The organism is Desulfofustis glycolicus DSM 9705 (assembly GCF_900130015.1).
In the GTDB taxonomy this organism is placed as follows: Bacteria; Desulfobacterota; Desulfobulbia; order Desulfobulbales; family Desulfocapsaceae; genus Desulfofustis; species Desulfofustis glycolicus.
Map to the genome: position 1 here is coordinate 102,049 of NZ_FQXS01000004.1, position 15,820 is coordinate 117,868.

The 15,820-nt window shown below is 55.0% G+C and carries 13 protein-coding genes; 8 read left to right on the forward strand and 5 right to left on the reverse strand.

Annotation, left to right across the window (positions count from 1 at the left end):
* Positions 1-172: 172 nt before the first annotated feature.
* Positions 173-1,228: a phosphoribosylformylglycinamidine cyclo-ligase gene (purM, locus tag BUC26_RS04960; protein WP_073373847.1), complete on the reverse strand. Its 1,056-nt coding sequence runs from the start codon at positions 1,226-1,228 to the stop codon at positions 173-175.
* A gap of 229 nt (positions 1,229-1,457) precedes the next feature.
* On the opposite strand from purM, the gene BUC26_RS04965 reads away from it, so the two are divergent.
* On the forward strand, positions 1,458-1,658 hold the full coding sequence (locus BUC26_RS04965) for a DUF2065 domain-containing protein (protein WP_073373849.1): 201 nt from the start codon (positions 1,458-1,460) through the stop codon (positions 1,656-1,658).
* 95 nt (positions 1,659-1,753) lie between these two features.
* On the opposite strand, the gene BUC26_RS04970 is transcribed toward BUC26_RS04965, so the two are convergent.
* Positions 1,754-2,974, reverse strand: a complete 1,221-nt coding sequence (locus BUC26_RS04970) for a tetratricopeptide repeat protein (protein ID WP_073373851.1) — start codon at positions 2,972-2,974, stop codon at positions 1,754-1,756.
* Positions 2,975-3,170: 196 nt separating this feature from the next.
* Between BUC26_RS04970 and mgtE the strand changes: the two genes are divergently transcribed.
* Both mgtE and BUC26_RS04980 read left to right on the forward strand, forming a co-directional pair.
* Complete coding sequence (gene mgtE, locus BUC26_RS04975; protein ID WP_084540458.1) at positions 3,171-4,565, forward strand: magnesium transporter; 1,395 nt, start codon at positions 3,171-3,173, stop codon at positions 4,563-4,565.
* 50 nt (positions 4,566-4,615) lie between these two features.
* Positions 4,616-5,716 (forward strand): S1C family serine protease, encoded by a 1,101-nt coding sequence (locus tag BUC26_RS04980; RefSeq protein WP_073373853.1) that lies wholly within the window; start codon positions 4,616-4,618, stop codon positions 5,714-5,716.
* Between the two features lie 24 nt (positions 5,717-5,740).
* Here BUC26_RS04980 and BUC26_RS04985 read toward each other — a convergent pair whose 3' ends face one another.
* Positions 5,741-6,763 carry a hemolysin family protein gene (locus BUC26_RS04985; protein WP_084540459.1) on the reverse strand — a complete coding sequence of 341 codons (1,023 nt, stop codon included), beginning with the start codon at positions 6,761-6,763 and terminating at the stop codon, positions 5,741-5,743.
* 734 nt (positions 6,764-7,497) lie between these two features.
* On the opposite strand from BUC26_RS04985, the gene BUC26_RS04990 reads away from it, so the two are divergent.
* The 5 genes from BUC26_RS04990 to BUC26_RS05010 all read left to right on the forward strand — a co-directional run bounded on the left by BUC26_RS04990 (position 7,498) and on the right by BUC26_RS05010 (position 13,978).
* Positions 7,498-9,030 (forward strand): leucyl aminopeptidase, encoded by a 1,533-nt coding sequence (locus BUC26_RS04990; RefSeq protein ID WP_073373855.1) that lies wholly within the window; start codon positions 7,498-7,500, stop codon positions 9,028-9,030.
* A gap of 98 nt (positions 9,031-9,128) precedes the next feature.
* On the forward strand, positions 9,129-9,929 hold the full coding sequence (locus BUC26_RS04995; RefSeq protein WP_244155790.1) for an alpha/beta fold hydrolase: 801 nt from the start codon (positions 9,129-9,131) through the stop codon (positions 9,927-9,929).
* Between the two features lie 16 nt (positions 9,930-9,945).
* Entirely contained in the window at positions 9,946-11,574 is a 1,629-nt protein-coding gene (locus tag BUC26_RS05000) for a fatty acid CoA ligase family protein (RefSeq protein ID WP_073373857.1), read from the forward strand.
* Positions 11,571-12,563, forward strand: a complete 993-nt coding sequence (locus tag BUC26_RS05005; RefSeq protein WP_073373859.1) for an NAD-dependent epimerase/dehydratase family protein — start codon at positions 11,571-11,573, stop codon at positions 12,561-12,563. The genes BUC26_RS05000 and BUC26_RS05005 overlap by 4 nt, the downstream gene beginning before the upstream one ends.
* The gene (locus tag BUC26_RS05010; RefSeq protein ID WP_073373861.1) at positions 12,563-13,978 is read left to right on the forward strand and encodes a beta-barrel assembly-enhancing protease; all 1,416 of its coding nucleotides are present in this window, start codon (positions 12,563-12,565) and stop codon (positions 13,976-13,978) included. The genes BUC26_RS05005 and BUC26_RS05010 overlap by 1 nt, the downstream gene beginning before the upstream one ends.
* Before the next feature lie 7 nt (positions 13,979-13,985).
* Here the strand turns inward: BUC26_RS05010 and BUC26_RS05015 are convergent, their stop codons facing one another.
* Together BUC26_RS05015 and BUC26_RS05020 are read right to left on the reverse strand one after the other, a co-directional pair.
* Positions 13,986-14,738 (reverse strand): TlyA family RNA methyltransferase, encoded by a 753-nt coding sequence (locus BUC26_RS05015; RefSeq protein ID WP_073373863.1) that lies wholly within the window; start codon positions 14,736-14,738, stop codon positions 13,986-13,988.
* 32 nt (positions 14,739-14,770) lie between these two features.
* A complete protein-coding gene (locus tag BUC26_RS05020) occupies positions 14,771-15,811 on the reverse strand; it encodes a tetratricopeptide repeat protein (protein WP_073373865.1) in 1,041 nt (346 codons plus the stop codon).
* Positions 15,812-15,820 lie beyond the last annotated feature (9 nt).

Below are 15,820 nucleotides of genomic sequence, written 5' to 3' on the forward strand. Positions count from 1 at the left end.
TTAAAGCCCACCCTCGTTCGGCCATTCGTGGTTTTCCCCGGAAACTTTCATGAGACGCCCTACAGCGGCGCCATCCGTCGCCTCCCGAGGAGAGACCATATCGATGCACCGCGCGTGTGCATGCGTCTGAAGAAGAACCTCAAATAGGCCCATCCTTGTTGATCGCGGTGTTTCAGTCGATCAGTTCAACCGACGGAGCACCGTCGCCACCCGGTAAAATATCGCCTATATAATACGGTGTCTCGCCGAGCGCGGTGAGTTGCTGCATGATATCGTTGAGGGAGCGCTCCTCGACGATCAGCATGAAGCCGATCCCCATATTGAACGTCCGGTACATCTCCGTCTCATCCACGCCTCCTTTTTCGGCGAGAAATGAAAAAATTGGGGGAACCGGCCAGGTCGACTTGTTGATGACCGCTTTGCACCCCTGGGGCAGGACGCGAGGAGTGTTGTCGTAAAAACCGCCTCCGGTATTATGCACCATACCGTTGATCTTGAAGTGTTTGACCACGTTCAATATCGCCTGGACATAAATCCGGGTCGGCCGAAGCAGCTCTTCACCGAGCGTCGTTCCGAGATGTTCGATATTATCATCTACGGAGAGGCCGAGATCGTCGAAACAGATTTTCCGAACCAACGAAAAACCGTTTGAGTGCAAGCCGTTGGAAGCCAACCCGATGATCTTGTTGCCGACTCTGATGATCGAACCGTCGATAATTTCATCCCGGTCGACGATGCCGGTGACAAAACCGGCCAAGTCGTAGTCCTTGTCTTGATAGAGTCCCGGCATTTCGGCTGTTTCGCCGCCGACCAGCGCACACCTGGCCTGGCGACAGCCTTCGGCGATTCCCTTGACGACATCGGTACCCATTTCCTGGTCCAGTTGACCGACGGCAAAGTAGTCGAGAAAATAGAGAGGTTTGGCCCCGCTGACAATGATATCGTTGACGCACATGGCGACCAGGTCGATGCCGATCGTATCGTGCCTGTTGCAACGGATGGCCACGGCCAGTTTGGTGCCGACACCGTCGGTGGAAGAGACCAGTACCGGGTTGGTATAGGCGTTTTTATCAATGGCATAAAAACTGGCAAATCCGCCGACCTCGTTTAAAACGCCTCGCTGCTGAGTGGAAGCGACAATGCTTTTGATACCATCGACAAAAGCATTGCCTTTGTCGATGTCGACGCCGGCTTCGCGATATTTTTGAGAACCTTTGTTTTCAGTCATGATCGTTGGTAGTGAAAAAAAATGATGATTGCGAAATCCCCATCGCCGGTTTACGCTGATACCTGCTCAAGGAGACGGAGCGGTAAATCGATTGTATGAGACGGTTTCTGATATTCACTGACTGCCGATTGGAAGAGAGCTTTTTCATACCTTATTGGCTCTGATTTGTAAATATAAATAGTCTATTTACCGACTGGCTGCAGGCCGGTCGGTAAATCAATTGTATGTTATGAAATTATTGCTGCTCATCCTGGGGATGGTTTTGATAGTTGAAGGATTGCCGTATGCGGTCGCTCCCGAAAAGATGAGGGAATGGCTGCTCACGCTAAGCGAGCTGCCGCCTGCAACCATGCGAGTCTTTGGCTTTATCTCTCTTGGTGGTGGGCTCCTGATTTGCTGGGTCGTACAGAAAACCTCCTTGTTTTCCTGACGTTTCCTTTCAATAGTTGCTTCCTTTTGAAGCCCCGGCAGGAACGTACGTTTTGGCGTTTGTGCGGCGGGGCACCGGCCATAGACTGAACCGGACTACCGAGGAGACGTACTCAGTCCGTAGATGATACCGGCAACCCACTGGTCACGCTCCTTTCGTAGCGGGATGCGTTCCGCACAAAGCACCGTCCAGCCGCAATCGGTGGCACAGCGTCTAATAAAGTGGTCCGCGTGGGCAAATCGGCCGCTTGGACCGAGGTGCAGTGCCCGATCGCTGCCGGTCAATTCTTCGATGGTGAGAAAGAACAAGGCGTCGTCGGTGGCGATGTCTCTGGTGCCCTGCAATATGTTATCTACCTGACCGACATAGGGAAAAACGTCGGCGGCAACAATCAAGTCATAACGTTCTGTACACTGCCGGAGAAACTGCTCAATCTCTTCTACGTAAAGAGCATCATAACAATTTTTGCTGGCGGCAAGAGATATCATTTTCCTGGAAAGATCGATGCCATGAAGTTGCTCAACACTGTCCTGAAAACGCTCGCCGATCAAACCGGTACCGCAGCCGAGATCGAGCATACCGGAAAACACCTCTTTGCTGGTAACCGATGTTACCAGCGCACCCAGACGGTTCGGGACGCTGTAATGAAGGTTGCTGAGCAGACTTGATTCGTAGTGATCGGCATACTGGTCGAACATGTCGCGAACATAGTTTGCCGGAGCGGTAATCCGCCGCTCCCCGCTCAAGGCGGCCAGCATGTACTCGGCGGAGGGACTGTCCGGACGAAGCGTCAGCACGAGTTGGTAGAGCTCGATGGCACGTTCAATCTTTCCTGTTATATGGTTAAGATACGCCAAGTTGTTGAGCGCTGGTAGATGGCCGGGGTCGAACCGGAGCACCGCTTCATAGGCAGCGATGGCCGCGTCGTGGCGGCCATCGGCAAGGTAACAGCCGGCTAGATTATAGCGGTAATCACTGTCCTCGGGTTGCAAATCGAGCGCTTTTTGATAATAAATGATCGCCTCATCGAGGTGACCTCGTTGCTTACAGGTCAAGGCAAGGTTAAAGTAGAGATCACCGTCTTCAATGCCGAGACGGAGCGCGCGACGGTAGCTCTCGGTGGCTTCATCGTAGCGCTTGCAATCGTGCAGGAGCAGCCCGAGATTGTACAGCAGCTGCCAACAGTCGGGAAGGTGCGACAATAGGCGACGATAGCGCGCCTCAGCCTCGGCGTATGCGCCGGACTGGTGCAATGCGCATGCTTCATCAAGTTGTTTCACCACATCTTGTTGTGTCAGAGGTTCGTTGTGATACATGATCCAATAATAGCTGCTGGCTGGATGCTACACGGACGGTGCATGCAGGTCTTTTGATTGGTTCTTCGGCGCGCTGTGTGCGCTTGAGAAATGGCGTGCAAATAGAACTGTATTGACTATAAATGATGGACGTTATTATACAGGTTGTCCTTGTTCGCCGCAAGGGAGCTTAATATCTGCCCCGAGAGATTCGACCATGGCCATGCTGCAGGGTGAAAAAACAAAACGGGAATTGCTCGGCAATGAAGGGATGGTCCTGCTTGACATGGTGCGACGGCTCAATCGTCGGGGAGCCACCGGCCATTTGCTCAAGCTCATCGAAAAAACCCATCCGGCCGACATGGCTTGGGTCTTTCGGCATCTCAACGAAGACGAACGGCAGAAAATTTTCAACATCATCGCCCAGACCAAGCAGGTAGGTGAATTCCTCAGCGAACTGGACGACGCCATCATGATCGCCCTCGTGCAACAGCTCACTCCCCAATATCTCGCCGATATCGTTTCCGACATGGCAACGGACGATGCCGTCGACCTGCTGGAGACCATTCCGGTCGAGCTGGCCGATGAGGTCCGCAGGCATATGGAGCAGCAGGACCGGGAAGAATTCGAGGGTTTGCTCAAGTATCACCCGGAAACTGCCGGCGGCCTGATGTCCACCGACTTCATGAGTCTGGACGAGTACCTGACGGTCAGCGAAGCGATCGCTATCGTGCAGCAAAAAAGCGAGGAGATGGAAATGGTTTTCTATCTCTACATCACCCATGGCGACGGGAAACTCGCCGGCGTGATCTCGCTTCGCGAATTGTTGATGAACTCGCCGGGCATGAAGCTTAAGAATATTATGAATCCCAATGTGATATCGGTCAACACCGACACCACTCAGGGCGAAGTCGCCCATGTTGTTTCACAGTATAATTTTCTCGCGGTACCGGTCGTCGATTCCTCATACAATCTGGTTGGAATCGTTACCGTCGACGATATCATCGATGTTATAAGGGAGGAGGCCACCGAAGAATTCCTGCAGATGGCCGGTGCCGGTAAAGACAGGGAAATCCTTCTCAAATCGACTTTTGAAAACGCCATGCTGCGGGCCCCCTGGCTTTTTGCCTCCTGGCTCGGAGGTGTAATGGCGATGGTGATCATAGGGTCCTTCGAAGAAGAGCTGGCCAAGGTATTGGCACTGGCCTCCTTCATTCCGGTCGTCATGGGCATGGGCGGCAATATCGCGACACAATCCTCGACGATTATCGTCCGCGGCATCGCCACCGGCCGGGTGAATATGAACGCGCTGTTCAGAGTTATTTTCAAGGAGATGCGGGTCGGGGTCATTCTCGGCTTCATTTACGGCCTCTTCCTCGGCGCCCTGTCCTATTTTCTCCATCAGGAAATGCAGCTGCTCGGCCTGGTCGTCGGCATTTCCATTTTTTGTACCATGATCATGGCGGCAACACTCGGGACCTTGATCCCACTGGTTTTGAAACGATTCGATTTTGACGCCGCAATCGCCACCGGGCCATTTGTCACGACGGCGATCGATATAGTCGGCGTTCTGATGTATTTTTATTCAGCCAAACTCATCCTCGGACTTTAAGCGAGCAGCGCTACCAGCAACCGGAACAGTGTCCTTATTATTGGAGCCAGATGACCGTGTCCCGAATCAACCCGTTTATCCTGCTGCTGCTGGTTGCCGTCGGTCTCTGGCTGATCTTCGGCGACTCCATCAGGCGCCCCGTCACCTACAACGCCGAGCCGCGGGCGATAACGGCACGCGGGGATCTGGCAGAAGACGAAAAAAACACGATCGAGATCTTTCGCAACACGTCGCCATCGGTCGTTTATATCACCAGCATCGCCTTGCGGCGCAGTCTATTTTCCCTCAATGCAGTTGAAATTCCGGCCGGCACCGGATCCGGATTTGTCTGGGATGACGAGGGGCGGGTAGTGACCAATTATCATGTCATCTCGGATGCCAACCGAATCCAGGTCACCATGGCTGATCAATCAACGCACAAAGCGGTGCTGATCGGCGCGGAACCGGACAAGGATCTGGCCGTTCTGCAGGTCAGTGCTCCCGAGCGACTGCTCAGACCGATCCCGATCGGGGCGGCCGGCGACCTGTTGGTCGGCCAGAAGGTCTTTGCCATCGGCAACCCGTTCGGCCTGGACCAGACAATCACCTCCGGCATCATTTCAGCATTGAATAGAGAAATAACCGCCATTACCGGCAGGACCATCCGCGGCGTTATCCAGACCGATGCGGCGATCAATCCCGGCAACTCCGGCGGACCGCTGCTCGACAGCGCCGGTCGGTTGATTGGCGTCAATACGGCTATCTACAGCCCGTCGGGCGCATACGCCGGTATCGGCTTCGCGGTCCCGGTAGAAGAAGTCAATCGGGTCATCCCGGAGTTGATTCGACACGGTCGGTTGATCAAGCCGGGGATCGGCGCGACACTGGTCGACGAGCGGGTCGCCCGGCAGCTCGGTATCGACGGCATCCTGATCCGGGAAGTCGAGCCCGGCGGACCGGCGGAACGTGCCGGCCTGCAAGCGACTAGACAGCACCTGGGCGAGATTGTCCTCGGCGACATCATCGTCGAGGTGGCGGGCACCCGGGTACACACCTATGATGATATCCGTACCGTCCTCGAATCATTCCGGGTTGGCGATACCGTCGAGCTGACCTGTATCCGCGAAGGACGGTCGTTTACCACGAGCGTTGAACTGACCGCAGTCCAGTAACAATTGCACGCACCGGTGAGTGGCCTAAAAACGGCCACGTCGGCGGGCCAACTCGCGCATATCCCTGGTACGATCCGACTCATCGATGATCTCCTCGCCGACGATTTCTTCCAGGACATCCTCCATTGAGATAACCCCGGTTACTGAGCCGTATTCATCGACAACGATAAAAAGATGCTGGCGCTGTTCGAAAAAATCGATCAGTACCAAATTGAGGGGCATTGATTCGGCAACGAAGTGGACGGGCCGTTTCAATTCGGTCAACCGGCTGTCGAGCTTTTGCTGGGCGGCTGCCAGCAACACATCTTTACGCATGATGATACCGGTAACGTTGTCAGACTCTTCGTGATACACGGGTACCCGACTGTGACTCGTCAACTGGGCAAGCATCTGCATCGCATCGTTGACAGTCATCTCTTCCTCGAGGGAAAAGGTCACGGTGCGCGGCGTCATTACCTGGCGGACCGTTTTCTGCTTAAGATCGATGATATTGCTGATAACTCGTTCCTGGGCTTCTTCCAAGTGGCCGGATTGCCGGGACAGGGCGGCGATGGTCTGCAGTTCCTTGGCGGAAATCATGCCATCTTCCCGGTCTTGCGGAATGAGGCGGGTGATGGCTCGACAGAGGATGATAATCGGCTTCAGCACTACAACCATCAAGCGCAACGGCAATGCGATATACGATGCCAGCCGAAACGAATAACTGACGCCGATGGTCTTCGGTATAATCTCGGAAAAAATCAGGATCGATAGGGTAAAAACCGCGGAAAAAACGAAGATGTTCTCGTCCCCGTAAAGCTTCGCAAAGGTGGCCCCGGCAACGGCGGCGCCGATCGTGTTGGCGATGGTATTCAACGTCAGGATTGCCGTTATCGGTTCGTCGATATCCTCGCGCAGTCGCTGCAGAATGGTCCCTGCCCGGGCTCCCGATTTTCGCAACATTTCTACCTGACTCGTGGTAAGGGAGTAGAGGACAGCCTCGCACAGAGAACAGACGGCGGAAACGATTATGGCCAGGGAAACAGCCAAGACGAGTGTTTGCAACATGTGTCTTCTCCACCGATAAGAACGGCTCGCCCGAAACAGTCGGACCTGCGGTGACACGACAACCACAACGGTCTGCTGCCCGGAGGTCGTGCCAGGTTTTCCAGTTCACTACCTAATGAAACGGCTTCCCGGCGGATACCCACAAAACACGCCGTCGCGGCAATCAGCCTGGCGAGGTTGAACTATAGAGAACCTTGAAAAATTATCATTCCGCCCAATCTCATCGTTGCGCAATCAAATTATATCCACGGAGTATCATGCATATGCCTGCGGTAAAATTTTCTTATGCGCCTCGATCTTGAACGAAATTCCGAATTTTCAAGCTCCTCTATAATAGTAACCTGATGATCTTATTTCTATACAAAAGGGATCCCGGGAACCTGAGCGGTCTTTTTCTAAAAATCAGTTTCCCGGGTCGCCCGGTTCTGCCGAAGTCTGCCGGATAGGAGCCCGGCGAGAGAAATATTGAGGCGCGTTGGTTCATCGATATGATCAATCACAGAGTCGAAGATGGTATAGATCTGTGGTATGGTGGTGTCGGCTGTTTGGGCATCGCTAATCGGACAAACTATTGAGCCATTTGCAAAACAATCTTTTCGCCCAAACTCTGCGTTATGCTCAAAATTTTATCCTCGGAATATCATGTATATGCCTGCGGTAAAATTTTTCGCATGTCTTGATTTTGAACGAAAATCTAAATTTTGCAAAAGGCTCTATTGCAAAGGAATCATTGTATGAAAGACACCAAAATAGTCGTCTCTGATCACTCTCCTCAGGCGTGCGCGGCCTCCCTGCTTGTCTTTTTGACCGCCGAACAGAAGAGTGCACCGCCGACCGCCGACGAGATGATTGCCAATCTCGTTGCCGATCTTTTTCATCTTGGCGATTTCAAAGGTAAAAAAGAGGAGACAAGCCTACACTACGGCCAATATGTATCGCTTGCCGGTCCTGTTGTTGCCAAGCGATTGCTGCTGATCGGTCTCGGCGAGTTAAAAAAAGAATTACCGCAACCCGAGCTCCTGGAGCGTCTGCGCTGTGCCGGCGGTATCATCGCCGGGACGGCACAAAAGGTCAAGGCCGAGTCGGTGGCAGTCGTCGCCCCGCATTTTTTAATCGATCTTACGGACCGTGGTGCTGAACAGATCTGCGAAGGAGTGCTGCTTGGCGACTATCACTTCAACAAATACAAAAAGCAGGATCCGGAAGATCCCTTCTTCCCCGGGATCGAGGAATTGACGCTGCTCACCTCGCAGCGACAATCGGTGAGAAAGGCGGCGAAGCGTGCCGCAGTATCCGCCCAGGCTGCGATTGTCGCCCGTGACATGGCCCATGAACCGGGCAGTTCATGGACGCCTCAGTCGTTTGCCGACTTTGCTCGCGATCTCGGCAAGGGCAAAAACATGAAGTACACGGTTTTGGAAAAAAGCCATCTGCAGAAAGCCGGCATGGGAGGTATTCTGGCCGTGAATCGCGGATCGGCTGTCGGACCGAAACTCATCGTGCTCGAGTACCTACCGAAAAGCTATAAACGGACACTGTTATTGGTTGGCAAAGGAATTACCTTCGATTCCGGCGGCGTCAGTCTGAAACCGGCAGCCGGCATGCAGGACATGAAATACGATATGTGCGGTGGCGCCGCCGTTCTGGCCGTTATGCAAGCGGTGGCTGCGGAAAAACCGTCCCTGCGGGTTATTGGCGTTGTACCGGCAACAGATAATATGTCCGGTTCCGCTGCCCTCAAACCTGGCGATATTATTACCCACTACAACGGCACGACTGCGGAAGTGGTCAATACCGACGCGGAAGGACGGCTTATCCTGGCCGACGCTCTTGCCTATGGCATCGAGAAATTCAAGCCGGATGGAGTGATCGATCTGGCCACCCTGACCGGGGCGGTTATCATCGGTTTGGGGCATCATCGCAGCGGTTTATTCAGTAATCACGATCAATTTGCCGAACAGGTTCTGTCAGCCGGGGAAGCGACCGGCGAGCCGCTCTGGCGCATGCCGCTCGGTCCGGAGTACAGCAAGCAGATTGAATCAGATGTTGCCGACATCAAAAATATCGGCGGCAAAGAAGCCGGAGCGATAACCGCTGCGGCGTACCTGGAAAAATTCGTTGGCGATACGCCGTGGGCACACCTCGATATAGCCGGCACCGCCTGGGATTTCACGAAAAAGCCCTATATCCCGAAAGGGCCGTCCGGGATCGGCGTACGCACCCTGCTTGCTGTCATCAGAAACGGCAAGAACCTGAACTGGTCATGACCGATCTCGCTTTGACACAAATGAATGCCGGACAGAGGCGGCCGACGTTTCCAGACTATCCGTTCGCTGCAAATTTTGTCCAGACTCCGGGCGGCAGCATGCACTATATCGATGAAGGGTCCGGACCGGCCGTGATCATGTTGCATGGCAACCCGACCTGGTCGTATTATTATCGGCACCTGATCACCGCCCTGTCGTCTCGGTTCCGGGTCATTGCCCCCGATCATATCGGCTGCGGTTTGTCCGACAAACCAGAAGGATACGACTATTGTCTAAACAATCACATTAACAATATATCGTATCTGCTCGACCATCTGCATATCAATAGCTGCTCGCTTGTTGTCCACGATTGGGGCGGAGCCATCGGCATGGGCTATGCGACCAGAAACAGCGCGTCCATTCAGCGGCTCGTCATCCTCAATACCGCTGCCTTTCCATCCCGTCGCATACCGCTGCGGATCAGGATCTGCCGGTGGCCGCTGCTCGGTGCACTGATTGTTCGCGGTTGCAACGGATTTGCCTGGCCGGCTACCTTCATGGCCGTGCAAAAACCGCTGGCCAAAGAGGTGGCGGCCGCCTATCTCGCCCCATATGGTTCCTGGCGGCAGCGCGTCGGCATCCATCGATTCGTCAAGGATATCCCGCTTTCTCCGGCCCACCCGTCTTTCCGGACCCTGGTTGAGATCGGGGACGGCCTCAATCGATTGGCCGAGCGCCAGACGCCGACCTTGCTTGTCTGGGGAGGCAAGGATTTCTGCTTTAACGATCATTTCTACCGGCAATGGACCACACGTTTTCCCCACGCCCGGTGTCACTATCTCGCCGCCGCCGGTCACTATGTGCTGGAAGATGGGCACGGCATGGTAGAGCCGCTGATCGCATCATTTCTGCACGATTAGAGGGAACTCGGCTACCATGAACAACATCGCTGCCACACTGACCGCTGTTGCCCGACAGCACGGCGAAAAAACCGGGCTCATTGAGGCGCGCAGCGGCCGTAGCTTGAGTTTTCAACGACTTGACGAAAGTGCCCGCCGCTACGCCTCGTTTCTTTCCGTGAACGGTGTCGACGAGGGGAATCGGGTCATGCTGATGGTCCGGCCCTCGGCTGATTTCATCTCGCTGGCCTTCGCGCTGTTTCACCTCGGGGCACCGGTCATCCTTATCGACCCCGGCATGGGCTATCGCAATGTGTTGCGCTGTATCCAGTCGGTCAGGCCCGATCATCTGCTCGGCATCCCTGCCGTCATCCTGCTCAGCCGCCTGTTTCCGCGGCCGTTTCGCACGATCAGGAGAAGATTCTCCTGTGGTCCGGCACCCGGCTTGGGCACGACGGATGTCAAGAAACAGGCGGCCCGACACGGCTCATTGGCCCACCCCGAGTTCGTGCCGGATGAAGACTCTCTGGCAGCCATTATCTTTACGACGGGTTCGACCGGCCCCCCCAAAGGGGTCCGTTTTGAACATCGCATTTTCGCCGCCCAGCTGGAGCATATTCGTTCGTTTTACAACATCGGACCGGGCGATATCGACCAACCGGGTTTTCCACTGTTTGCCCTGTTTTCCGCTGCTCTTGGAGCAACAGCCGTGATTCCGGATATGGATCCGACCCGGCCGGCCCAGGTCGATCCCGAAAAATTCGTTGCCTCGATCAATCGTTACGGCGTCACCTATTCCTTCGGTTCGCCGGCCATTTGGAAAGTGGTGAGCAGGTGGTGTCATCTCCACAAGCGATCATGTCCGACCTTGAAAACCGTGTTGATGGCCGGTGCCCCGGTCAGTGGCGAACTGGTCGCCGCGGTGGCGGAAATCATTGCCCCTGACGGAAAAATCCACACTCCGTACGGGGCGACGGAAAGCCTGCCGATCGTTTCCATCGAAGGCAAAGAAATTATCGCTCAGACCTGGTCGCAGACCAAGCAGGGTAGGGGAGCCTGCGTCGGCCAAGCCTTGCCCGGGATCGACCTGAAGGTAATCGCCTGTTCTGATGAGGCCTTTGCCTCGTTTTCAGCGTGTCGGGAATGTGGACCGGATGAGATCGGCGAGATCATCGTCAAGGGAGATGTGGTAACCCGAGCGTACGAGAATAACAGTTATGAGACAACGTTTGCAAAAATCCCCGACGATTCAGGTTTCTGGCATCGAATGGGCGATGTCGGCTACCTGGACGAGCAGGATAGGCTGTGGTTTTGCGGAAGAAAGGCCCACCGAGTCCGAAGTCGTGACGGGATCCTCTATACGATTTGCTGCGAGGCCGTCATCAACGTCCATCCCGACGTTTTTCGTTCAGCTCTCGTCGGAGTCGATACCGACCGCGGCTGGGAAATTCCGGTGATAATCATCGAACTGGAAACGAGCGTGCGACGACGTAAGCAGGAGGTGATCGATGAAGTCATGCAGCTGGTCGGCCACCATCCGTTGACCAAGCGGATCGAGCACATTCTCGTCCATCCCTCGTTTCCGGTGGATATTCGCCACAATGCCAAGATTTTTCGTGAAAAACTGAAAATCTGGGCACAACGTCAACTTCGCTTGTCACGATGAATACGATACTCGTCACCGGCGGCGGCGGTTTCGTCGGTTCCGCCCTGGTTGCCAGGCTCTGCGAGCAGGGCCACCGCGTCACCGCGTTGGCAAGGCATTATTATCCGGAACTGGAAAGACACGGCGGCCGCAGCCTGATCGGCGATATCACCGATCTCGACTGCGTCCGGCGCAGTTGCCGCGATGTCGAGACAGTGTTTCATGTCGCCGCCAAGGCCGGTATCTGGGGGCGGCGGCAGGAGTACGAACAGACCAACGTGCACGGAACCGTCAACGTTATCCAGGCCTGCCGGGAAAATGGGGTTGCCCGGCTGGTCTATACATCGACACCGTCGGTAGTCTTTGATCGCGCCGATATTACCGGTGGCGACGAGACGCTGCCGTATTCTGACAATTTTCTCTGCCATTACGCGCGCAGCAAAGCAAGAGCCGAACATCAGGTTCTGGCCGCCAATTCGGAACGGTTGAAAACCTGCGCCATTAGACCGCATCTGATCTGGGGACCGGGAGATCCCCATCTGATTCCACGTCTCGTCGACCGGGGGAGGCGGAGAGAGTTGAGCATTGTCGGCGACGGCACCAATCAGGTCGATATCAGCTATATCGACAATGTCGTCCATGCCCACCTGCTTGCCTGGCAGTGTCTGGAAAAGAGTGACAAATGCGGTGGTCAGGCATATTTTATCGGACAGGAGCATCCGGTAAAACTTTGGCGGTGGATCAACGAGCTGTTTGCCGAGTTGCAGATACCGCCGGTGCGCCGCCGTGTCGCCAGACCTTTGGCCTATTGCGCCGGAGCACTGCTGGAAACAGTCTATCGTTCGTTGAACCTGCGAGGTGAACCGAAAATGACACGATTTCTCGCTGAACAACTGTCCAGGTCACACTATTTTTCCCATGCCAAGGCCCTACGCGACATAGGATACCAGCCGATCGTCTCACTGGCTGAGGGACAGCAGCGATTATTAACCTGGATTCGCAGCATCTGATGCGCAACAAGATCAAACAAGGGATCACTATCCTGCTCGTCGTCCTTCTCGTCCATTCCGGTTCCCTGCCGACGGCCCGAGCCTTTACCATCGGTGAAGAACGCGAGCTTGGCGAAAAGCTGCTCTACCAGGTGCGCTCCGCCTTTCCGATCATTGGCGATCCTGACCTGCATCGATACATCAATGATCTCGGCCAGGAGGTCCTCGACGTTGCCGGCATTCAATTTTTCGAATACCGCTTTTTCATCGTCAAAAGCAAACAATTCAATGCCTTTGCCGCACCCTCAGGGCTGATTTTCTTTTATACCGAACTGATCCAGTCCATGGATAGCGAAGACGAGCTGGTATCGGTAATAGCCCACGAAATCGGCCATGTGGCCAAACGGCATCTGGCCTCTCGGATGAAAAAGGGAACGATCGTCAATATTGCCGCCCTCGGCGCCGCTCTGGCCGCCATCGCCTTGGGAGGCGGCGGTGCCGCGTCCCAGGCGCTGTTAACCGGGTCCCTTGCTGCAGGACAGAGCGCCCAGCTCTATTTCAGCAGAGAAGACGAGAAAGAAGCGGATCTGCTTGCCTACCACTGGCTCAAGGAACTTGGCAGAAACCCGGACGGTCAGCGTAAAATGCTGCAGACTATGCGCAGAATCACTCGCTATCGAATGGGGCAGGTTCCCCAATACCTGCTTACTCACCCGGATCCGGAAGCGCGTCTCGACTATGTCGAGTCCCTGATTGCCGCGGAAGGAGGGGCGAGCGAGGCTCCGGATCAAACGAAAGACTTTTCTTTTCTTCGATTCAAGTACCGGATCATGGCTCTGGTCGAGGACAATGCCGCGGCAAAAGCCTACTTTGCCAATCGCCTCAATGATTCGAGATCGACGAGTTTCAGCAAGACGATGGCCCGTTATGGACTCTCCCAGATCTTTCGACGGGAGAACAACTACGAACAGGCACTCTCACTACTGAACGAGGTTATCGCGACGCTGCCGCGACAGCGTATTCTCCGTGTCGATCAAGCCATTATTCTTGCCGAGCAAGGAGATTTCGAGCAGGCCCGGGATCTGCTGGAGACGGCGCTGCGGGAACAGCCGACCGATATGTACACCGCCTTTCACCTCGCCGGCGTCCTGGAAAAAATCGGGGAACTTGAGCGGGCGGAATATCTGTTGCGCGAGGTGGTCGCGCGGATGCCCGAGTTCTCAAGCGCCTTCTTCGACCTGGGCCGGATTCTCAGCCACCAGGGGAAGAAAGCCGAGGCACGCTTCTTCCTCGGTAAGTTCAACCTCTACGAAGGCAAGCTCGATCTCGCACAAGCCAACTTCAAGGAGGTGATTGGCGCACCTCAGGCCGACCCTGCAATTCAAAGAGAGAGTGAAGCAATGCTTGAATTGATTGAGCGACTAAAAAAAGGATGAACGAGGACTACCCGGAGCGGGAGCACCCCGTCAGATACAGTAAATACTCCTGATTGCCCTTGGTTCCGGTTATCGGCGAAGCAACAATTCCTTCGCAGGACAACCCCAAAGACACGCTGAAGTCGCGAATAGCGGCCACAGCTTCCTGTTGTGTCTGTGCGTCGCTAACGATCCCGCCGCGTCCGACCCGTTCCGGACGCACTTCGAATTGCGGTTTGACCAACGCAACAATCCGTATCTTCTCGCTAAACAGCGGTAACAGCGGTGGAATCAGTTTGGTCAGGGAAATAAAGGAAGTGTCGAGTACCGCCAGATCGAGCGTCCGCTCGATCTGGCGTGCGGTCAGATGGCGGGCATTGCATCGCTCCCGCACGACGACTCGCTTATCGCTCCTCAATTTCCAGTGCAGGATGCCATAACCGACATCGACGGCGTAAACGATGCGGGCGCCGTGTTGCAGTAGACAGTCGGTAAACCCCCCGGTCGAAGCGCCGATATCGGCGCAAACCCAGCCGTACGGATCAATGGCGAAACGATCCAGCGCTCCGGCGAGTTTTATGCCGCCGCGCGAAACATAGGCTGGTTGCTGCCGGATGCGGATGACGACATTTTCGGGATATGTTCGGCCCGGTTTATCGGCAACAACTTCGGCAACTAGTACCTTGCCGGCCCGGATGAGCTGTTCGGCCTGATCGCGTCGTTCGACAAGCCTGCGCTCGACGAGCAACTCGTCAAGCCGCTGTTTTCTGGTCCGACTCACCTGCTGAACATGCTGATACGACTCCCGGTCAACTACATGCTTGCCAGTTTTTCCTGAGCCTGACTTGCTTCCGGAGAATCCTTGTAGGAGGCGATGAGTTTCTTGTAGAGAATTTTCGCCGTATCCTGGTCATTGAGGCGTTCGAAGGCAAGAGCCTGCCGAAACATGGCAGTGGGCGCCTTGGCGCTGGAAGGATAGTTGGTAATGATGGTCTGATAGTCGAGAATAGCCTGATCAAACTCCTTCAGTGCGAACAGACATTCCCCCATCATATAACGGGCCTCAACCGTCTCGACGGTATTGGCTGATTGAGCCAATTGCTCGAAGACGTTGTACGCATCCCGGTATTTGCCTTGTTCGAAAAGGCTTTTGGCCCGGGCAGCATCGCCTGCTGAAGCCGTCGGTGTCGACGTCGGCGCCGGCGTGGCGGCCTCGGCTTGACGGACCGGCGGTTCCGCAACCGTCGTCGGAGCCGTCGTGGTAACCGCTATCGGGGCCAGTACTTTTTTTACTTTATCAGCTCTGATGGCAGGAATGGAGCCGCCGCTCGTCGAAGCTGCTGTCGCACGCCGGCGGGCTTCTTCAGCTGCTTTTGCCGCAGCAGCGGCCTTACGCTTTGCTTCTTCGACGCGGGCCTGTTGAATCGCCTGCAGGTTTTCCTGCTGCGCTTTCAACTGTTCGGCAAGTGTCTCGAGTTGCGAATCCTTTTGCGAAATTTCCTGTTCGAGACGTTGCATTTCGGTAAGGCGTTTCTCCTCTTCCTGCCGGGTATAGTTACGAAAGGCTGTTTCCAACTCCTTACTCTGTTCGTTGAGCCGGCGGTTGAGGTGCCCGGTTTCTTCCAGGCCGCTGCGCAATTCCAGCAGATCCTGTTGCAGACGATCGATTTGATTGACAGAATTGGCCTGACGCTTCTGCAGTTCGTCGATGGTCGATGACTCCAGGTCAGTCACCTTTTTGTTGAGCATGCGCAACTGGTAGTGAATCTGATTGAGATCGTCCTGGGAAGCGCATTGAACCAGCAGCGGAGATACGATAAAGGCGCAAAGAACGGTAAATGGAATTTTTTTCATGATCGTTGA

Bases quoted from the DNA above. Each gene is read 5' to 3' on its own strand.
- purM (WP_073373847.1), bottom strand. From the start codon at position 1,228: ATGACTGAAAACAAAGGTTCTCAAAAATATCGCGAAGCCGGCGTCGAC.
- BUC26_RS04965 (WP_073373849.1), top strand. From the start codon at position 1,458: ATGAAATTATTGCTGCTCATCCTGGGGATGGTTTTGATAGTTGAAGGA.
- BUC26_RS04970 (WP_073373851.1), bottom strand. From the start codon at position 2,974: ATGTATCACAACGAACCTCTGACACAACAAGATGTGGTGAAACAACTT.
- mgtE (WP_084540458.1), top strand. From the start codon at position 3,171: ATGGCCATGCTGCAGGGTGAAAAAACAAAACGGGAATTGCTCGGCAAT.
- BUC26_RS04980 (WP_073373853.1), top strand. From the start codon at position 4,616: ATGACCGTGTCCCGAATCAACCCGTTTATCCTGCTGCTGCTGGTTGCC.
- BUC26_RS04985 (WP_084540459.1), bottom strand. From the start codon at position 6,763: ATGTTGCAAACACTCGTCTTGGCTGTTTCCCTGGCCATAATCGTTTCC.
- BUC26_RS04990 (WP_073373855.1), top strand. From the start codon at position 7,498: ATGAAAGACACCAAAATAGTCGTCTCTGATCACTCTCCTCAGGCGTGC.
- BUC26_RS04995 (WP_244155790.1), top strand. From the start codon at position 9,129: ATGCACTATATCGATGAAGGGTCCGGACCGGCCGTGATCATGTTGCAT.
- BUC26_RS05000 (WP_073373857.1), top strand. From the start codon at position 9,946: ATGAACAACATCGCTGCCACACTGACCGCTGTTGCCCGACAGCACGGC.
- BUC26_RS05005 (WP_073373859.1), top strand. From the start codon at position 11,571: ATGAATACGATACTCGTCACCGGCGGCGGCGGTTTCGTCGGTTCCGCC.
- BUC26_RS05010 (WP_073373861.1), top strand. From the start codon at position 12,563: ATGCGCAACAAGATCAAACAAGGGATCACTATCCTGCTCGTCGTCCTT.
- BUC26_RS05020 (WP_073373865.1), bottom strand. From the start codon at position 15,811: ATGAAAAAAATTCCATTTACCGTTCTTTGCGCCTTTATCGTATCTCCG.